This is a genomic window from Gordonia alkanivorans NBRC 16433 (genome assembly GCF_000225505.1).
Lineage (GTDB): Bacteria > Actinomycetota > Actinomycetes > Mycobacteriales > Mycobacteriaceae > Gordonia > Gordonia alkanivorans.
Genome location: NZ_BACI01000097.1, coordinates 142,823 through 159,566, shown reverse-complemented (window position 1 = coordinate 159,566; position 16,744 = coordinate 142,823). Strand labels below are relative to the sequence as shown.

At 67.5% G+C, this 16,744-nt stretch carries 11 protein-coding genes and 1 pseudogene; 3 read left to right on the top strand and 9 right to left on the bottom strand.

The features are described 5' to 3' along the window. Window positions 1–231: 231 nt before the first annotated feature. Window positions 232–3,597, bottom strand: a complete 3,366-nt coding sequence (locus tag GOALK_RS17715) for a hypothetical protein (protein WP_040004332.1) — start codon at window positions 3,595–3,597, stop codon at window positions 232–234. A gap of 373 nt (window positions 3,598–3,970) precedes the next feature. Continuing rightward, window positions 3,971–4,426, bottom strand: a complete 456-nt coding sequence (locus tag GOALK_RS17710) for an SRPBCC family protein (protein WP_006360215.1) — start codon at window positions 4,424–4,426, stop codon at window positions 3,971–3,973. A gap of 206 nt (window positions 4,427–4,632) precedes the next feature. Here GOALK_RS17710 and GOALK_RS17705 point away from each other — a divergent pair. Both GOALK_RS17705 and GOALK_RS17700 read left to right on the top strand, forming a co-directional pair. Continuing rightward, window positions 4,633–5,490: pseudogene (locus GOALK_RS17705) on the top strand (ParA family protein). Continuing rightward, complete coding sequence (locus tag GOALK_RS17700) at window positions 5,487–5,978, top strand: hypothetical protein (RefSeq protein ID WP_006360211.1); 492 nt, start codon at window positions 5,487–5,489, stop codon at window positions 5,976–5,978. The pseudogene GOALK_RS17705 and the gene GOALK_RS17700 overlap by 4 nt, the downstream one beginning before the upstream one ends. A 30-nt stretch (window positions 5,979–6,008) precedes the next feature. Here GOALK_RS17700 and GOALK_RS17695 read toward each other — a convergent pair whose 3' ends face one another. Continuing rightward, window positions 6,009–7,418 carry an AIM24 family protein gene (locus GOALK_RS17695; protein ID WP_006360210.1) on the bottom strand — a complete coding sequence of 470 codons (1,410 nt, stop codon included), beginning with the start codon at window positions 7,416–7,418 and terminating at the stop codon, window positions 6,009–6,011. Window positions 7,419–7,685: 267 nt separating this feature from the next. On the opposite strand from GOALK_RS17695, the gene GOALK_RS24070 reads away from it, so the two are divergent. Next, entirely contained in the window at window positions 7,686–7,826 is a 141-nt protein-coding gene (locus tag GOALK_RS24070; protein WP_164905311.1) for a hypothetical protein, read from the top strand. 52 nt (window positions 7,827–7,878) lie between these two features. On the opposite strand, the gene GOALK_RS17685 is transcribed toward GOALK_RS24070, so the two are convergent. From GOALK_RS17685 to GOALK_RS17660, 6 genes are all read right to left on the bottom strand, one after another. Then, on the bottom strand, window positions 7,879–8,478 hold the full coding sequence (locus GOALK_RS17685) for a DUF4262 domain-containing protein (RefSeq protein WP_006360208.1): 600 nt from the start codon (window positions 8,476–8,478) through the stop codon (window positions 7,879–7,881). 92 nt (window positions 8,479–8,570) lie between these two features. Further along, the gene (locus GOALK_RS17680) at window positions 8,571–9,779 is read right to left on the bottom strand and encodes a nitrate/nitrite transporter (RefSeq protein WP_006360207.1); all 1,209 of its coding nucleotides are present in this window, start codon (window positions 9,777–9,779) and stop codon (window positions 8,571–8,573) included. After that, window positions 9,776–10,525, bottom strand: coding sequence for a respiratory nitrate reductase subunit gamma (gene narI, locus GOALK_RS17675; RefSeq protein ID WP_006360206.1), 750 nt, complete (start codon window positions 10,523–10,525; stop codon window positions 9,776–9,778). Before narI ends, GOALK_RS17680 begins: the two co-directional genes overlap by 4 nt. Window positions 10,526–10,528: 3 nt before the next feature. Then, window positions 10,529–11,224, bottom strand: coding sequence for a nitrate reductase molybdenum cofactor assembly chaperone (gene narJ, locus GOALK_RS17670; RefSeq protein ID WP_040004321.1), 696 nt, complete (start codon window positions 11,222–11,224; stop codon window positions 10,529–10,531). After that, window positions 11,221–12,912 carry a nitrate reductase subunit beta gene (gene narH / locus GOALK_RS17665; RefSeq protein WP_006360204.1) on the bottom strand — a complete coding sequence of 564 codons (1,692 nt, stop codon included), beginning with the start codon at window positions 12,910–12,912 and terminating at the stop codon, window positions 11,221–11,223. Before narH ends, narJ begins: the two co-directional genes overlap by 4 nt. Then, window positions 12,912–16,643 (bottom strand): nitrate reductase subunit alpha, encoded by a 3,732-nt coding sequence (locus GOALK_RS17660; RefSeq protein WP_040004320.1) that lies wholly within the window; start codon window positions 16,641–16,643, stop codon window positions 12,912–12,914. Before GOALK_RS17660 ends, narH begins: the two co-directional genes overlap by 1 nt. Between the last annotated feature and the right edge of the window lie 101 nt (window positions 16,644–16,744).

Here is a 16,744-nt window from a genome sequence, read left to right as displayed (position 1 = left end):
CCTGAATGGATTCGAGAATGAGCTGATGGCCTACGCCGCGACGCGGGCGGGCGGGTGGCGGGTGGCTGGACCGATTTCCGTGCATCGATGAGAATACGCCGGTGGTTGTTTCATCGCCACCGGATAGAACGGTCAATTGTTTTGTCTAACAAAGGCGCTCGCCGGGATCAGTGCCGTTGGACAGGCTGCTGGAGCATCGGGTAGAGGTCGGCGAAGCTGTTGCAGCGCAGCTTATTCGAGTGTCTCGAGGATGTTCGCTGGGACGATCGGGACGCTGGCCGAGATCACCGTGGACGAACCCGATGCGTCGGACACCAAGACGGTGAAGTCGTGGGCGGTGGGCCCCGGGCGCGCCTGTCGTTGAGCCATCGTCGGCGTGAATATGAATGCGCCGCTTGCTGAATCGAGTGCCACCTGGGGGTCTGTGGTCAGATAACTCAGGGTGGAGGCGGTGTCATCCAGGTCGGTCACCGATCCCGAGATGACGCCGGTTTCCGGATTGATGTCCGAAATGGTCGGAGTGACATCGAAAACCATGGCGGGGGTGGAATTCCGGGCGTGCCGTCCGCCCGACGCAGTCATCGTGAGCGGGCGGATGGTGGTGGTACCGGCGACGTGGGTGAGGAGGACGACGTCGCCGTCGAGCGTGATGGCGGGGCCGTGCGTCGAATGGCCGTGGAACTCGCCGGCTTCCACCGCAGTACCGTCGGCGTGGAAGACAGTCAGAATTGTTTTGGGCCAACGTGTTTCGGGACAGAATCGGGTCAATGGCAGGTAGGTCCGGCCGTCGTCCGTGATTGCCGGGGGACCGGCCGGTTCTCCGGCGACGGTCGCGGACACCACAGGCGCGGAGTCGGGCCGCACGACGGCGAGGGAGACGACTGGGTCCCCACTCGCCGGGTCGGTGGTGAGCATCGGGAGATGGGCGGCGCCGTGCCGGTCGATGTGAACCGAGATGGGGGTTCCGTCGACGCGTGTGTCGCTTGTCGAGCCGTCACCGCAGATGACGGTCACGGTGGTGGCGTCCTCGCCGTCCGGCGTGAGGGTCGTCGTCGTGAGGAAGACGGTGCCGCTCTCGTCGGCCCGGACTCCGGCCGACCCGATGCCCGCGGCCATGACCCGTGACACGGCGTCCGGCGAGATCCCGACGACGGTGTTCTCCCCGGTGAGAGGGTTCGCCAGCGGGAGGTAAAGGTGGTCGTGGGGACCGGCGACGGCGGTGCAGTCGCTGACGCCGGACAGAGTTACCGACGATCTGCGCCCATCGGGGCGCACCACGGTGACGACGACCGAACCAGGTGACCGTGAGACCAGGTAGACGGCGGTCTCGGTGGGCACCACAGAGGCCAACCGGCCGGGTATCCCGTCGACGGTGTCCAGCGAACCGTCGGGGTGACGGATCGCGAGCGTGGCGACCGGTGTGCCGGTGGGATCGCCGTGGTGCCGGGCGAAGTACAGCGAATCCTCGCGCCGTGCCCAGAGGTCGCCGTCCTCGCCGTCGAACACCTGCCCGGCGGGTGCGAGTCCACCGGGCCCGGCCTCGAGAAGACGGGTTCCCTCGGCATCCGACGTCGCGACCAAAACCTTTCCCGTCGAGGTCAGGATGAGGCGACTGTGCGCGCCGGGGACACGAGGGAACGTCGAGGCGGCGCCGTCGTGGTCCAGGACGGTCAGGTACGTGTATGTCCGGCCGTCGTCGTCCGGCCAGGTGGTCAGCAGGTGGCCGATGCCCGCATCGTCGAATCGAAGGTGATCCGCGGGTAGTCCGAGGATCGGTCCCGTGGTCGACGCGGCGCCGGTCGGATCGATCCGGGTGATCCGTACCGATGTCCGGATGGTGTCGCCGGCGATCTCGGTGAGCTCGGTGAGCTGGTGGGCCCGTCCGTCGGGGCCGAGGACGACGCCGCGGTCGGGCTCGGTGGGAGAACCGGCGATGGGTACCGATGCCACCGTCATGGTCTTCGGGCGGACCACGGAGACCTGGGTGCACCCGTCGTCGCGTTGGGTGGTCACGAAGACCACGTCCTCGTGACCGACGACGACCTCGTCGATCTGGCAGCCCGGCACGGTCACCTGCCCGAGCGAGTACGGGCTCGTGATGGGCAGCGCAACCGTGATCGGCGTCGTACCGCCGCGACCGTCGTCGGCGGTGACCGTCACCGAGTCGAACCGTGCCGACTCCGGTGCGCGCGGTGCGGTCGCGGCGATGCGCGCCTGCAGGGCGGGCCGGTAGGTGTAGGTGCCCGCGGGTGCGTCATAGGTGAGCACGCTGCCGCTCGCGGTGCGGAAGGTCTGGTCACCGGTGGGAGTGACGCCGTGGAGCGTCGTCGGGATGGGGGTCCCGTCCGCATCGGTGAATCTCAGCGAACCGTGCAGGACCCCGGCCGGGGCCGGGCCGGATGCGGGAGCCGGCTCGGTGAGTCCCCTGTCCGGTACCGGGATCGACGGTGCCGGGCTGCTCGCAATGACTGTCACCGCCGCCGACATGCGCTTGCGGCTGAGGAGCGCGGATCCGAAGACGAGACCGCCGACGAGAGCGAATTGTGGGACGGCACCCGGGATATCCGGACCGTCGGCTGCGATGAGGAACTGGTCCGGGTCGGCCGCCAGGCCGAATGTGTAAGGGGTGGCGGGGGTTTCGGCGGAGGCGACCGGGCCCTGGGTGCCGAAACGCCGAATCCACCACAGGAGCGTCCACGGTGCCGGGCTGGCCGCGCCGGTGCTTCCCCCGCCGAGGATGTTGATCCCCAGGAATGTGAGGATCCCGATGGCGCCGGTCTTGGCCGGCTGCGGGGCCACGGCGACCGGCGGGGTGGAGGTCTTGAGGAGGGGCGCCCAGGGCGGCGGACCGCCGGACGGCGACACGTCACGGTCGAACTGGGATCGGGTGACGTCGGCGGCTCGAGCGGCGAGGGCGGTGTCCCCGGGCCGTCGGCCGTCGGCGGCGGGCGGTGGCGTGGTGTCGGCACCGGTGCGGTCGGGCCCGTCGGGCTGGACCGGAACCGGTTTCCTGGAGATGTCGACCTCGAGGGAGGCGCGGTTTGGGGTGGAGTCGGAGGAGGATTCCGGGTCGGGCTCGGTCTCCTCGGCGGGCGGCGGCACGGCCGGCTCGCCGGCGGACGATCCCTCGCTCTGGGCAGGCGGATCGGTGAACTGCGGGAGGGTGTCGTTCTCTGCGACGGGACCCGAGGGTTCGCTCGTGGAGTCTCCGGGGTCGGAATCCGGTGTCGTCCCGGTATCGGTTCCGGATGCGGGCCCACTCTCGGCGGAGTCGCCATCGCCTGACCTGGTGCTGCCCGACCCCGAATCGCCGCCCCCGGAGCCGCTGCCGCTGGAATCGCTGCCGCCGGAGTTGCCACTGTCGCTCCCGCCGGAGCCACTGCCGCCGGAGTCGCCCCCACTGGAGTCGCCCCCACTGGAGTCACCACCGCCCGAGTCGTCGCCGGAACTCGGGGCGTCGACGCTGTGCGACGCACCACCGAACGGGCTCGGTTCAGCTGTCGCGGGGGCTTGGCCTCCCGAGTAGAGGGCCAGTCCCACGGCAGCTGCAACCGCGAACGCCCGGACTAGGCGGGGTCGCGCAGTGGTAATGGTCATCTTCGGAAGACCTTCGATACGAAGCAGCACGTTCGCCGTGAACGACGACGGGTGAGAACCTCACCACCGCGGACACAGTCGATGCCTCTGACGGTAGCCGCTGGTGGTCGCGATCACTAACACTTCGTCGAAGGGTTCATCCGGCCGGATTCCAGCGGGTGATCGACGGTCGCACGGACCCTCGAGGGCCCCAGAACGGGTGACATCCGGGTTGTGCTGTTGTGCAGCACTTTCGAAGCGGATCCGGACCCCGGTTCGGATCGGCGGCGGCCCGATTATCCGTCGCCCGGTTTGACCTCGCTCACCCCTGCGAGGTGAAAACCGTCCGACCGGACGACAGTCGTTTCGTGCCCTCGTGGCGGGGGCAACGCGTTCAGCGTCGCGCCGCCCATTCGTCGACGAGACGCGGCAGCTTTCGGGCACTGGCTGTGAGCGACCGCTGGAAGGCGCGGATGGCCAAGGCGTCGGCGACCTTGCCGATCGCCCCGCCCCCGACGCCGTCGTTGTGGACGCGGTAGGTGAGGCGTACCCCGTCGCGGGCGTCGTCGAAGGTGGCGGAGATGGTGAACCCGAACGGGGACTCGGTGGAAGTGAACTCGGTCCCCTCCACGGGGTCGACGCGGGTGAATTCGCCGACCCAGTCGACCGTGCGTCCCAGAGCCTTCATCTGACCCTTCCACGTGGTGCCGACGCGAGTGGGGCCCTCCGACACCGGCGCGATGCCGACGACACCCGGCGTGAGCGCCGCGACGTGCTCCGGGACCAGGCAGTACTCCCAGACCGTGTCGGGCGGCTGCTTGATCACGACGGAGGTGGAGGCTTCGGGCATCGTCGAACTCCTGCGGTGGTGGCGGCGTGTGGCATCGACGTTACCGACGCCTCGCGGTCCGCCGGCGAAAGTGCCGATATGGTGCGCATTCCGCCACAGGGCGTGGTGTTAAGCTCTCACGCCGGGGCGGCTGATCAGTGCGATGGGACGACCCGTTTCCCTGCCTACTGCCGACGCATGACCGCAGGGAAGGCGGAGATTCTTCGATGGCCAAAGTGATCGCGACGATCAGCTTGAAGGGCGGGGTCGGCAAGACCACGGTGACCGCGGGGCTGGCCGAATACATGTCGGCGGAGTTCGGTCAGCGGGTGCTGCTCATCGACCTCGACTCACAGATCAATCTGACCACCATGATGATCAGCGGGGAGCGCTGGCTCGAGCTGGACACCAACGGTCGGACGCTCGCCACACTGTTCTCCGATGCGGTCCAGGGCACCGGTACTTCCGGCTCGACGAGGCCGTCGAGCGGGGTGTCTCACCGGTGAAGAAGGTGAACTCCGTGGACCTCCTCGCGTCGTCGCTGGACCTCATCGAGGTCCAGGAGGACCTGAGCGCGCTGCGCGTCGAGGGGCGGGTGCCCAACGGGGGCACCGGCTTCCTCCGCGAGGCGATCGAACCGGTCCTCGACTTCTACGACTATGTGCTGATCGACTGCCCGCCCAACATCGGGCCCATCACCCTGAACGGCCTGGCCGCCGCGGACGCCCTACATCATTCCCAACATCCCGGATGTGTTGTCCACGTACGGAATCCCACAAATCCAGACCCGGGTGCGAAAGATCGGCCACGAGATCGGCCGGACCATCGTCGAGCTCGGTGTGGTGATCACGAAGTACAAGGCGAACTCGGCCGTGCACCGGTCGACAGCGATGCGCCTGCGCCGTGACCCCACCATTCAACATGTGCTGCCCAGTTACATCAACGAGGCGAATTCCGTTGCCGCAGCTGCGGAGTTCACGTCGTACGGGACGCTTCGGGTCAAATACGGCAATCAAGGACAGTTCGACCAGTTCCGTGGCCTGACCATGGACGTGATGACCGAGGCGCAGGAGAAGATCCGATGAGTTCCGACGACACCCGCCGGCGCATGGAGTACCAGGCCGTCGGCGGTGCGCTCGCGCAATTGGACGCGAAGAATCCACAGGCCGCACAGCTGATCGCGGGGCTGGTCACCGTGATCATCGCCGAGGCCGAGCGGTCCTCGCGTTTCGCTTCCGCGCTCACCGGAGTGGTCGACGCGCTTCGTCCGGTCGACATCGCGCTCGACGGCGCTCCCGTGGCGGCGCCGCGGAAGCGGGCGGCGGCGCCGAAGAAGCGGGTGACACGTCAACCGGGCGCGTTCGATCCGTTCGTCGTCTACCGCGAGGGCGGTGGCCAGGAACTGTCGGCGCGACTCGGCGAGCTGACCCTCGACCAGCTCCGGGACATCATCGCCGAGCAGGAGCTCGACACCCGCAAAGAGACGAGCCGTAAGCGCAAGCCCGAGGTGCTCGTCTCGTGGATCGTCGAGCGCGTCGAAGCGTCCGAGAACAAGGGGAGCGTCTTCCGGTAGTCGGCGTACGCCGGTAGGCGATCGCCGGGCTCAGCGGCCCAGGATGCCGCCCAGTACCCCGCCGGCGCCCGAGCCCGCGGCCCCACCACCGCCGGTGCCGCCGATGAACCCGCCCGGCGGCAACTCCGACGGCTGCACGACGACGAAGCCCTGGCCGGAGAACGCGAGGGTGAAGCGTTCGCCGGTGCTGCGTCCCATCAGGGTGCCGAGGTTGAACGAATCGTTGGACTTCACCGAGGTGCGCAGGCTCGACGACCAGGCGACCGCGGCCTGCGGGTCGGCGTAGGTCGCGGCGTCGACGTTGAGGACCACCGGTGTGCCGTCGGTGGTGATGGCGATACGTCCGCGGCCGGTGAACACGCAGTTGTACAGGCCCGCGTTGCTCATCGCGCCCGCGCCCTGGACGCGCTGGATGTCGTAGCGAAGGGTCGAGTCGAAGGCGAGGACATTGGCGCCGTTGATGGTGAGGCCGTCGGTGCCGTCGAGGTCGATCAGATGGACGTCGGACGCGGCGTTGGCGAGGAACAGGTCGCCGCGACCGGTGACCTTCATCAGGGGGACGCCCTCGCCGGTCATCGCCTGACGCATCATCCGGCCCAGACCGCCGGACCCGAGTGCTTCGAAGTGGAGATCACCCTGGTAGGCGACCATCGAACCGGTGCGGGCCATGACCTCACCCGAGAGGCCGACGCGGCACATCTTGCTGCCCTGCTTCTGGATTCCCTGGCCGCTGACCTCGGCGTGGGACGGGGCGAACAGATCGCTGTGCATGGGGACTCCCGAGGGTTGGGTCGTGACCGGAGGGTGGGGCGGGGTGGCCGGCGGCGGTGCGGCCGGAGGCGGTGATTGTGGTTGTGGGACCGGCTGATTCGTCGGCGGCCACGGCTGCGGATCGGTTACCCGCGGTGGCTGACCGGGAGGCGGCGGCGGTGCCGGATCGTCCTCGACGTCGATGCCGAACGCGGACACCAGACCGGCGAGCCCTGCGTCGTAACCCTGGCCGACGGCACGAACTTTCCAGGTATCGTTGCGGCGGTAGATCTCGAGGCAGACCACGGCGGCCTCGCTGGTGAGACCCGTCGGCGTGAAGCCGAGTTCCTCGCCGCCGCCGCTCAGGGTCGCGGTCAGTGCGCCGGCGGTCGCGAAGGTGGACGGGCCGGTGCCGTCCAGGCTCGCGGCGACGACGACCGTCGTGATGTCGCGGGGTAGGGCTGCGGTGTCGACGGTGACGATGTCGACCGCACCCGACGAGCGATAGCCGACACCCGGGCCGGTGGGCTGGTTGTAGAAGATCAGATCGGCGTCGGACCGGACGCGACCGGCATCGGTGAGCAGGATCGCCGAGGTGTTGACCGGCGATGCCGAACGCACCGACACCGTCACGGCCGACGACGGCAACGGACGGTTCTCTCCGGCGGACAGCGTGAGCACGTTGTCCATTGTGCCAAGTGCGGGCGCACGAGGAGATCGCTCTGTCGACCGACCGGCGCGTCACCGGCTGAGAACCGCCTCTCCGACGGCCATATGCACGGTGCTTCGCGGAGGCGTTTCTCAGCGCGTGAGCACTCTCCGGCCACAAAAAACAGTGGCGCCCAACGGCGGTTCCGCGCAACCATGTTCGGCAACAGTTCGTCACGGGAAGCCCGGGGCGATCCCAACGGTCCCGCAACGTGGTTCGCGGTGCGGAGCGAGGTGAAGGGGGTCGTCATGGCCGCAGTACCACTGGCAATCGTGTGCGGTCTCGTCCTGCTCGCGAGCATCGTCCGCACAGTTCTGGCCGTCGCCGGTGACGGCCGCCGGCGGGTGAGGTACCGGGAGGCGTACGACACCCGACGGCCGACCCTCTGACCTCAGCCGACTACCCCATTCGTCAAGGCGGGCAACGGATATCCGGCACGCCTCAGTGCCCCGAGATCCGGCGGCCCCGGCGGGGGCGGGTTCGGTCGGGTCCCGACTCGGTGGTGATCACGTGGGCGGCCCGTCGCGCGTGCGCCGAGAGATCCGGAATCCCCTTCACCGGCTGGTGCATCGGCAGCAGGATGTAGCCCTCCTCCCAGGGGAACCGGCCGTACTCGTCGGGCCAGACCACCTGCAGCGTCGGGTAATCGGGGAACAGCAGGTTGGCGAGGATGAGTTCGTCCTTGTCGACCTGCTCGATGAGTCGCACCGACACCGCGACCGTCTGCAGCCGGATGTCGGACTGGTCCGCGACGAGATCGCGCCAGTCCTCGCGGTGGAGGAGATCGCCGAGCTCGTTCAGGATGTGATGCGCGGTGAGCGGGTCGACGCCGTAGATGGCCAGTTCGGGGATCGAGTGCAACGAGAGCCCGGCGGTGTAGGAGAAGCCGCAGTCGGTTTCGCGACTGTTCGCCTCGGGAGATCCTTCGCCGACGGAGGTCACCTGCCATCCACACCGGCGGATGGTGTCGATGGTCGAGCGGATGACGGGATTGGGATGCCACCGGGGCAGACCTCGGATTGCGGCAGCGTGGTCTGACATGGATCGCTCCTTTGTTCGAAGGGTGCGACCATGACACCACGGGGGTCCGACAACTCTGATCGTCGAAGCCCGAGTGCCGGTCGGGCGCGGGCTCAGTCGGCCGGCCTTCCGCGGATGCCGAAGATCGTGAACACCATCGCACCTGCGGCGAACACCGCGAGCAGGACGAGGCCGGTGGTGTAACTATGGGTGGCGGCGTCGTAGGTGGCCCCCATGACCAGTGGCGGGAAGAAGCCGCCGACCCCGCCCGCGGCTCCGACGATCCCGGTCACCGAGCCCACGCGTTCGGCCGGCGCGGCCTGTGCGACCCAGCTGAAAACGGACCCCGATCCGAGGCCCATGCAGATCGCCATCAGCACGAAATCGATGCCTGCCGGGATCTCCACCGGGGGTGTGGTGATCATCCAGGCGGCGAGGACCACCGCGCCGCCGCACGAGATCACCGTGATGATCCGCGGTCCGAACCGGTCGGACAGGATGCCGCCGAGCGGTCGGGCGAGCACCGCCGCGATCGCGAAACCCGCGGTTCGGGTGCCGGCCGCCTGCAGGTCGAAGTCGTAGACGTCCTTGAGGTAGGTCGGCAGATAGGTGCTGAACGCGACGAAACCGCCGAACGTCGCGGCATAGAGGAAACCGAGTTGCCAGGTGATGGGCAACTTGGCGGCGGCGGCGAGCTTCGGCACCACGGAGTCGTGGGACGGAACCCAGCGCGGTGAGTCGCGCATGAACATCCAGCAGACCGCCGCGGTCGCCGCCAGCGCCACCGCGATGACGACGTGGGTGGCGACGTATCCGAACCACGACACGAATCGCGGGGTGAAGAACGCCGACAGCGCGGTGCCGCCCATTCCCGCGCCGAACACCCCGGTCGCGAAGCCACGACGTGACTTGTCGTACCAGGCGTTCACGAAGGGAATGCCCACCGCGAACGTCGTACCGGCGACGCCGAGGAGGAACCCGGCGACGAGCAGCAGCGGGTAACTCGCGAGGCGACCGGCCGCCGCCACCAGCAACACGAACGGGATCGTGACGACCAGAAGCACCGTGAACATGAGACGACCACCGAACCGGTCGGTCAGGGCTCCGGTCAGGATCCGGCCCAGCGACCCCACGAGAACGGGGATCGCGACGAGGATCGACTTCTGGCTTGCCGACAGGTCCAGCTGATCGGTGTACACCACTCCGAGGGGGCCGATGAGATTCCATGCCCAGAAGCTGATCGTGAAGGCCAGCGTCGCGAGCGTGAGGTTGATCGACTGCGACCCGGTGGCTGCCCGGGTGGCTGCGGTGTCGGTGGTCATCGATCACGGTCCTTCACTCCGACCGGGGCCCAGCCCGGCCGAGACGGCCGGCTACCCGGTGCCGGTCGACGGTCGCGGCTCCGGTAGACGATGTACGGCCGGAACAGATAGTGCACGGGTGCGGTGAAGATGTGTACCAACCGGGTGAATGGCACCATCGCGAACAGGAGCATCCCGATCAGAATGTGCACGTGAAAGCGCAACGGGGCCTGCACCATCGCCGAGACGTCCGGTTGGAGGACGAAGATCGATCGGAACCACGGGGACACGGTCTCCCGGTAGTTCACGCCGTGCGCGTGCGGGTCCGCCGCGCCGATGATCGTGATGTAGGTGCCCGCGATCAACGCCGTGGTGAGCACGAGATACATCGCCTTGTCGTTGCGGGTGGTGGCCATGAACACCGGGCCGACGGTGCGGCGGCGGTAGACGAGCATGCCCACTCCGACGAGCGTCGCGACCGCGGCCAGCAGCCCGAAGATCGCCGCGCCCCAGTGGTAGGTCGTCTCGCTGACACCGACAGCGTCGGTCCACGACTCCGGGATCAGCAGACCCATCGCATGTCCGATGATGACCACGAGTATCCCGTAGTGGAACAGCGGCGAGGCCACTCGTAACAGGCGGGATTCGTAGAGTTCCGAGGATCTCGTGGTCCAGCCGAATTTGTCATAGCGATATCGCCAGATCGTGCCGCCGATCAGCAGTCCGAGCGTCACGTACGGCAGTACGCCCCAGAGGAAGATGTCCACGCGTCACCTCACGGTCGGGTTCGGGATCGGGGGTCGTGATGACGTCGGATCGATGGGGAGAAGCCGGGGATCGTAGGGTTCCAGTCCCACGGTCTCGGTGGGGACCGGCCGGCATCGTGCCATCGCCGTCTCGCGGTCGGGCGGGGACGGACTGGGCAGGGTAGCACACACCGCGGCCACCGCGCCGGCGTACGGTGAGTCCGCCTCCAGCAACGAGAACTTGATGAGTTCGAGTGCCGCGCGGTGTTTTTCGAGGAGTTCGACGCCCCGTCCGGGATCGGCGCGCGCACTGAACTCGAGGACGATCGGCAGATGGTCGGGTAGCTCGCCGTGGAGGTCGACGAGGAATCCGCTGTCCCGGTAGACCTGTTTGAACTCGCCGAGCGAGGATCCGCGCCGGCGGGTGTCGCCGTCCGACCAATAGGACAGGTACAGGGTGGATCGCTTCGACAGGTCGAACAGATCGATGTAGTTGCGACGCAGGGTCATCGCGTCCTCGCCGGCGAGGTGGTCGACGGTGCGTCCGAGCAACTGCACCGCGGCGTCCCGGCGCTGTTCGTCGAGAGCGGCGCGCATGAGGTCGATGCGCGAGAGCACGTCGTCGTCGGGATAGCTGAGGCACCAGGAGCTGATCTGGTGGATCACCCGGACTCCGGTCGACGTTCTCGCGGCGCGGTCGAACCGGGGGAAGGCCCTCATCCGCGACCGCCCCGTTCATTCTCTCGCCCGTGCTCCGCGCGGTCGGGGAACATCCCCGCGGGAACACCGTTCCCGTCCCAGTTCAGCAGGTTGGTGCGTCCGGCCAGCGTGTGCGAGCCGGCCGCGGTGTCGGTGGTCTGTCGCTGCCGCAGCGCGTGGAAGGTCTCCACCGAGACCGGTGCCGGACGGCCACTCGCCTCACCGAACGCGGACGAGTCGAACATGCCCGGACCCTCGTCGTAGTCGAGCGCACAGGCCATTTCGTCGAGTTTCTCGGCCTGTTCGAGATGTGCGGTCGGGATCACGTACCGCTCATCGTATTTCGCGATGGCCATCAGCCGGTACATCTCGTAGATCTGTTCCTCGGTCATCCCCACCGCCGCGGGGATGGCACCGTCGGGTTCCCGGCCGAGCGTGACATCACGCATGTAGGCACGCATCGCCGCCAGGCGGCGCAACACCGCGTCGACCACCGTGGTGTCACCGGCGGTGAACAGTTCGGCGAGGTACTCGACCGGGATACGCAGCGCCTCGATGGCGCCGAAGAGGGTTCCCGGGCTCTCCGCGTCGTGTCCTTGCTCGGCCAGCAGGTCGACGATCGGGGACAGCGGCGGGACGTACCAGACCATCGGCATGGTGCGGTATTCCGGATGCAGCGGAAGTGCGACCCGATACTTCTTGGCCAGCGCGTACACCGGTGAGCGGCGCGCCGCCGCCAGCCAGTCGTCGGGGATCCCGTCGGCCCGAGCCGCCGCGAGGACCTCGGGGTCGTCGGGGTCCAGCATCAGATCGAGTTGGGCCCCGTAAAGATCCTGCTCATCCGGGGTGGACGCGGCCGCGGTGACGGCGTCGGCGTCGTACAGGAAGATCCCGAGGTAGCGCAGGCGTCCGACGCAGGTCTCCGAACACACGGTGGGTTGACCCACCTCGATGCGCGGATAGCACAGGGTGCACTTCTCGGCCTTACCGGACTTGTGGTTGAAATAGATCTTCTTGTACGGACATCCGGTGATGCACTGACGCCAGCCGCGGCACCGGTCCTGGTCCACGAGCACGATCCCGTCCTCGCTGCGCTTGTAGATCGCCCCGGACGGGCACGACGCCATGCACGAAGGATTGAGGCAGTGCTCGCAGATCCGCGGCAGATAGAACATGAAGGTCTGCTCGAACCCGAGTTTGACCGCGTCCTCGCTGTCGCGCCGGAGCTTCTCGACGATGGGGTCGTGCGGCACGTGTTCTGTTGCGCCACCGAGGTTGTCGTCCCAGTTCGCCGACCAGGTCACCTTGGTGTCCTCGCCGGTGAGCAGGGATTTGGGACGCGCGACGGGGAAGTCGTCACCGAGCGGGGCATCGATCAGCGTCTGGTAGTCGTAGGTCCACGGCTCGTAGTAGTCGTTGATCGTGGGCTGCACGGGACTGGCGAACAGGGTCAACAGCTTCTGGAGCCGTCCCCCGGTGCGCAACCGCAACTTCCCGTTGCGGTTGAGTCGCCATCCACCGCGCCAGGTGTCCTGATCCTCATAACGCCGTGGATAACCCTGCCCGGGACGGGTTTCGACGTTGTTGAACCACACGTACTCGGTGCCCGACCGGTTGGTCCAGGCCTGCTTGCAGGTCACCGAGCAGGTGTGGCATCCGATGCACTTGTCGAGATTCATCACCATCCCGACCTGGGCCATGACTCGCATCAGTACGTCACCTCCTGGCTGCGCTTGCGGATCGTCGACACCATGTCGCGTTGATTGCCGGTGGGGCCGAGATAGTTGAAGGCGTAGGACAACTGGGCGTATCCACCGATGAGGTGAGTGGGTTTGACGAGAAGTCGGGTGGGGGAGTTGTGGATTCCGCCGCGGCGCCCGGTCGCCTCCGACTTGGGTACGTCGATGGTGCGCTCCTGCGCGTGATGTACGTAGCAGACGCCCTCGGGCATCCGGTGACTCACGATCGCGCGGCAGACGAACACCCCGTTGGCGTTGACGCATTCGATCCAGTCGTTGTCGGACACCTCGATCGACGCGGCGTCCTGCGGACTCAGCCAGGCGACCGGACCACCACGCGACAGCGACAGCATGAACAGGTTGTCCTGGTACTCGGAGTGGATCGACCACTTGCTGTGCGGCGTCAGGTAACGCACCGTGATCTCGCGCGCGCCGTCGGGACCGAGTCGCGGTTCGCCGAACAGTCGGTGCATGTCCAGTGGGGGTCGGTAGATCGGCAGCGACTCGCCCATGTCGATCATCCAGTCGTGATCGAGGTAGAAGTGCATGCGTCCGGTGAGTGTGTGAAAAGGCTTGAGCCGCTCGATGTTCACGGTGAACGGGGCGTACCGCCGACCGCCGGTCTCGGAGCCGGACCATTCCGGCGAGGTGATCACCGGAACGGGTGCCTTCTGGGTGTCGGCGAACCTGATCCGCTTCTCCTCCGAACCTCGTGCGAGGTCGTCGAGTTGCACACCCACGCGGGTCTGGAGCTGTTCGAAACCGGCCACCGCGAGTGCGCCGTTGGTGGTGCCGGACAGCGTGAGGATCGCCTCGGCGAGCTTCTCGTCGGTGTCGATCGCCGGGCGGCCTTCGCCGGCACCGCTCGGCATGACGCCGTTGGCCTCGGCGAGCGTCCGCGTGTGTTCCTCGAGAGGGTAGGTCACGCTCTTGACGGTGAAGCCCAGAGTGTCGGCCAGCGGTCCGATCGTCGCGAGCTTGTCGGCGATCGCCGTGTAATCACGTTCGACGACACTGAAGTTCGGCATGTTCCGACCAGGTGTGCCACGCACGCCGGTGTCGCGCCAGTCGACGACCCGCCCGTGCGGTTGGGCGGTTTCCCCGGGGGTGTCGTGCTGCATCGGCGCACTCACGAGGTCGTGACGTGTCCCGAGGTGCGTCCGCGCGAGCTCCGACAACTTGCGGGCGAGCCGGTGGAACAGCTCGAAGTCCGACTTCGCCTCCCAGGGGGGAGCGATGGCCGGGGTGAACGCATGGACGAAGGGGTGCATGTCGGTGGACGAGAGATCGTACTTCTCGTACCAGGTCGCCGCAGGCAGCACGATGTCGGACAACAGCGTCGTGGAGGTCATGCGGAAGTCGGCGGACAGCAGCAGGTCGAGTTTCCCCTCGGGAGGCCGGTCATGCCACCGGATCTCGCTCGGACGCGGTGCCTCGGGATCTTCGGTCCCCAGCACGTTGTGATGTGTGCCGAGCAGAGTCCGCAGGAAGTACTCGTTGCCCTTGGCCGACGAACCGAGCAGGTTCGACCGCCACAGGACGAGAGTTCGCGGCCAGTTCTCCGGCGCGTCGACATCGGAGATGGCGGGTGTCAGGTCGCCGGTGTGCAGACGGTCGGCGACGTAACCGGCCACGTCGTCGGCGTCTCCACGGTCGACCGCTGCGGTGGCCTCGTCGGCGACGTCGAGGGGATTCGCCGAGAACTGCGGGTAGAAGGGCATCCACCCGAGCCGCGCGGACTGTGCGATCGCGTCGGCGGTGTGCTCGTGGTCCATCGAGCCGCGCGCCAGCGGGGAGGCGAGTGACGCGGTGGAATATCCGTCGTTGCGCCACTGCCCGGTGTGCATGTACCAGTACGACGTCCCGGTCATCGTCCGAGGCGGACGCGACCAGTCGAGCGCGTTCGCCAGCGACACCCAACCGGTGATCGGACGACACTTCTCCTGCCCGACGTAGTGTGCCCAGCCGCCCCCGTTCCGGCCCATACAGCCGGTGAGGATGAGCAGCGAGAGGATCGCGCGGTAGGTCGCGTCGCCGTGGAACCATTGGCAGATTCCGGCGCCCATGATGATCATCGAGCGGCCCTGCGACTCTTCGGCATTGGCAGCGAATTCGCGGGCGACGCGGATCGCGGCCTCGGCCGGGACGCCGGTGATCTCGGCCTGCCACGCCGGGGTGTAGGGCGTGGTCGCGTCGTCGTAGCCGGTGGGCCACTCGCCGGGAAGCCCGTCCCGGGCGACGCCGTACTGCGCGAGCATCAGGTCGAAGACGGTCGTGACGAGGCGGCCGTTGATCCGCCGGGCCGGGACACCGCGGCGGACCACCGAGCCGCTGCGGTCCGGTGCGTCGAAGACCGGGAAGGACACCGAGACGAGCTCCGCGTCGGGACCCAGGAGAGTCAGGGCGGGCCGCACGCCCTCGAGGTCGAGATTCCACCGTCCCACGCCGGACTCGGCGTACCGGAACCCCACCGAACCGTTCGGCACCGCGGGACCGTCGCGGTCCTCGTCCCAGAACACGGTCTTCCAGACGTCCTCGGCGGTGTAACCGGAGCCGACTTCGTCGGCGGTGGGGCTGGAGCCGACTTCGTCGGCGGTGACGAACTTGCCCGCCACCAGCGTGTCCTGGTCGTCGTGCTCGTCGAGGCGGATGAGGAACGGGAGGTCGGTGTAGGTGCGGACGTAGGAGTCGAAGAAGTCGGTCGTGCGGTCGCGGAAGAACTCGGTCAGGATGACGTGGCCCATGGCCATCGCGAGAGCGGCGTCGGTGCCGGCCTGCGCTGGTAGCCACTCGTCGGCGAACTTGGTGTTGTCGGCGTAATCGGGACTGACGGCGACCACCTTGGTGCCGCGATAGCGAACCTCGGCCATCCAGTGTGCGTCCGGGGTACGGGTGACGGGCACGTTCGATCCCCACATCATCAGGTAGGTCGCGTCCCACCAGTCCCCGGATTCCGGGACGTCGGTCTGGTCGCCGAACACCTGCGGACTCGCCACGGGCAGGTCGGCGTACCAGTCGTAGAACGACGTCATGACGCCGCCGATGAGCTGGATGAAGCGCGTGCCGACGCAGTGGCTCACGATCGACATCGCGGGGATCGGCGAGAATCCCGCACACCGGTCGGGCCCGTAGGTCTTGATGGTGTGGACATGTGCCGCGGCCGCCATCTCGGTGGCTTCGTCCCAGCTCACCCGCACCAGGCCGCCTTTGCCCCGGGCCTGCTGGTAGGAGCGGCGCCGGAGCGGATCGGACACAACATCGGCCCAGGCGAGGACGGGGTCACCGAGCCGGGCTCTCGCCTCGCGGTACATCTCGACGAGAACACCTCGCGCGTACGGGTGCCGAACACGCGTGGGGGAGTAGGTATACCAGGAGAATGCGGCGCCGCGCGGACATCCGCGTGGCTCGTACTCGGGTCGGTCGGGTCCCACCGACGGGTAGTCGGTTTCCTGGGTCTCCCAGGTGATGATCCCGTCCTTGACGTAGACCTTCCACGAGCACGAACCGGTGCAGTTCACCCCGTGCGTGGAACGGACGATCTTGTCGTGGCTCCACCGGTCTCGATAGAAGACGTCGCCGGCGCGCCCACCGTCACGGAATACTGCGCGACGGTCGTCGGTCTCGTCCCAACGGGTGAAGAACTTGCCGATGTTCAGAAGGGCAGTGGCTGCAGTGCCCTGAGTGTCGCCGGACCGGGCCATGCGCGCCACGATACACATCTGTGTCAGGCGATATCTGCTATTTCCTCGATTCGACGCGAATGCGACAAACAATCTCAAGAATGGTGTGTCGGGAAATCAAA

Excerpts from the sequence above, each read along its gene's own strand:
- GOALK_RS17710 (WP_006360215.1), bottom strand. The coding sequence starts at position 4,426 with ATGCCCGAAGCCTCCACCTCCGTCGTGATCAAGCAGCCGCCCGACACG.
- GOALK_RS17680 (WP_006360207.1), bottom strand. The coding sequence starts at position 9,779 with ATGACCACCGACACCGCAGCCACCCGGGCAGCCACCGGGTCGCAGTCG.
- GOALK_RS24070 (WP_164905311.1), top strand. The coding sequence starts at position 7,686 with ATGGCCGCAGTACCACTGGCAATCGTGTGCGGTCTCGTCCTGCTCGCG.
- narJ (WP_040004321.1), bottom strand. The coding sequence starts at position 11,224 with ATGAGGGCCTTCCCCCGGTTCGACCGCGCCGCGAGAACGTCGACCGGA.
- GOALK_RS17715 (WP_040004332.1), bottom strand. The coding sequence starts at position 3,597 with ATGACCATTACCACTGCGCGACCCCGCCTAGTCCGGGCGTTCGCGGTT.
- GOALK_RS17700 (WP_006360211.1), top strand. The coding sequence starts at position 5,487 with ATGAGTTCCGACGACACCCGCCGGCGCATGGAGTACCAGGCCGTCGGC.
- GOALK_RS17660 (WP_040004320.1), bottom strand. The coding sequence starts at position 16,643 with ATGGCCCGGTCCGGCGACACTCAGGGCACTGCAGCCACTGCCCTTCTG.
- GOALK_RS17695 (WP_006360210.1), bottom strand. The coding sequence starts at position 7,418 with ATGGACAACGTGCTCACGCTGTCCGCCGGAGAGAACCGTCCGTTGCCG.
- narH (WP_006360204.1), bottom strand. The coding sequence starts at position 12,912 with ATGCGAGTCATGGCCCAGGTCGGGATGGTGATGAATCTCGACAAGTGC.
- GOALK_RS17685 (WP_006360208.1), bottom strand. The coding sequence starts at position 8,478 with ATGTCAGACCACGCTGCCGCAATCCGAGGTCTGCCCCGGTGGCATCCC.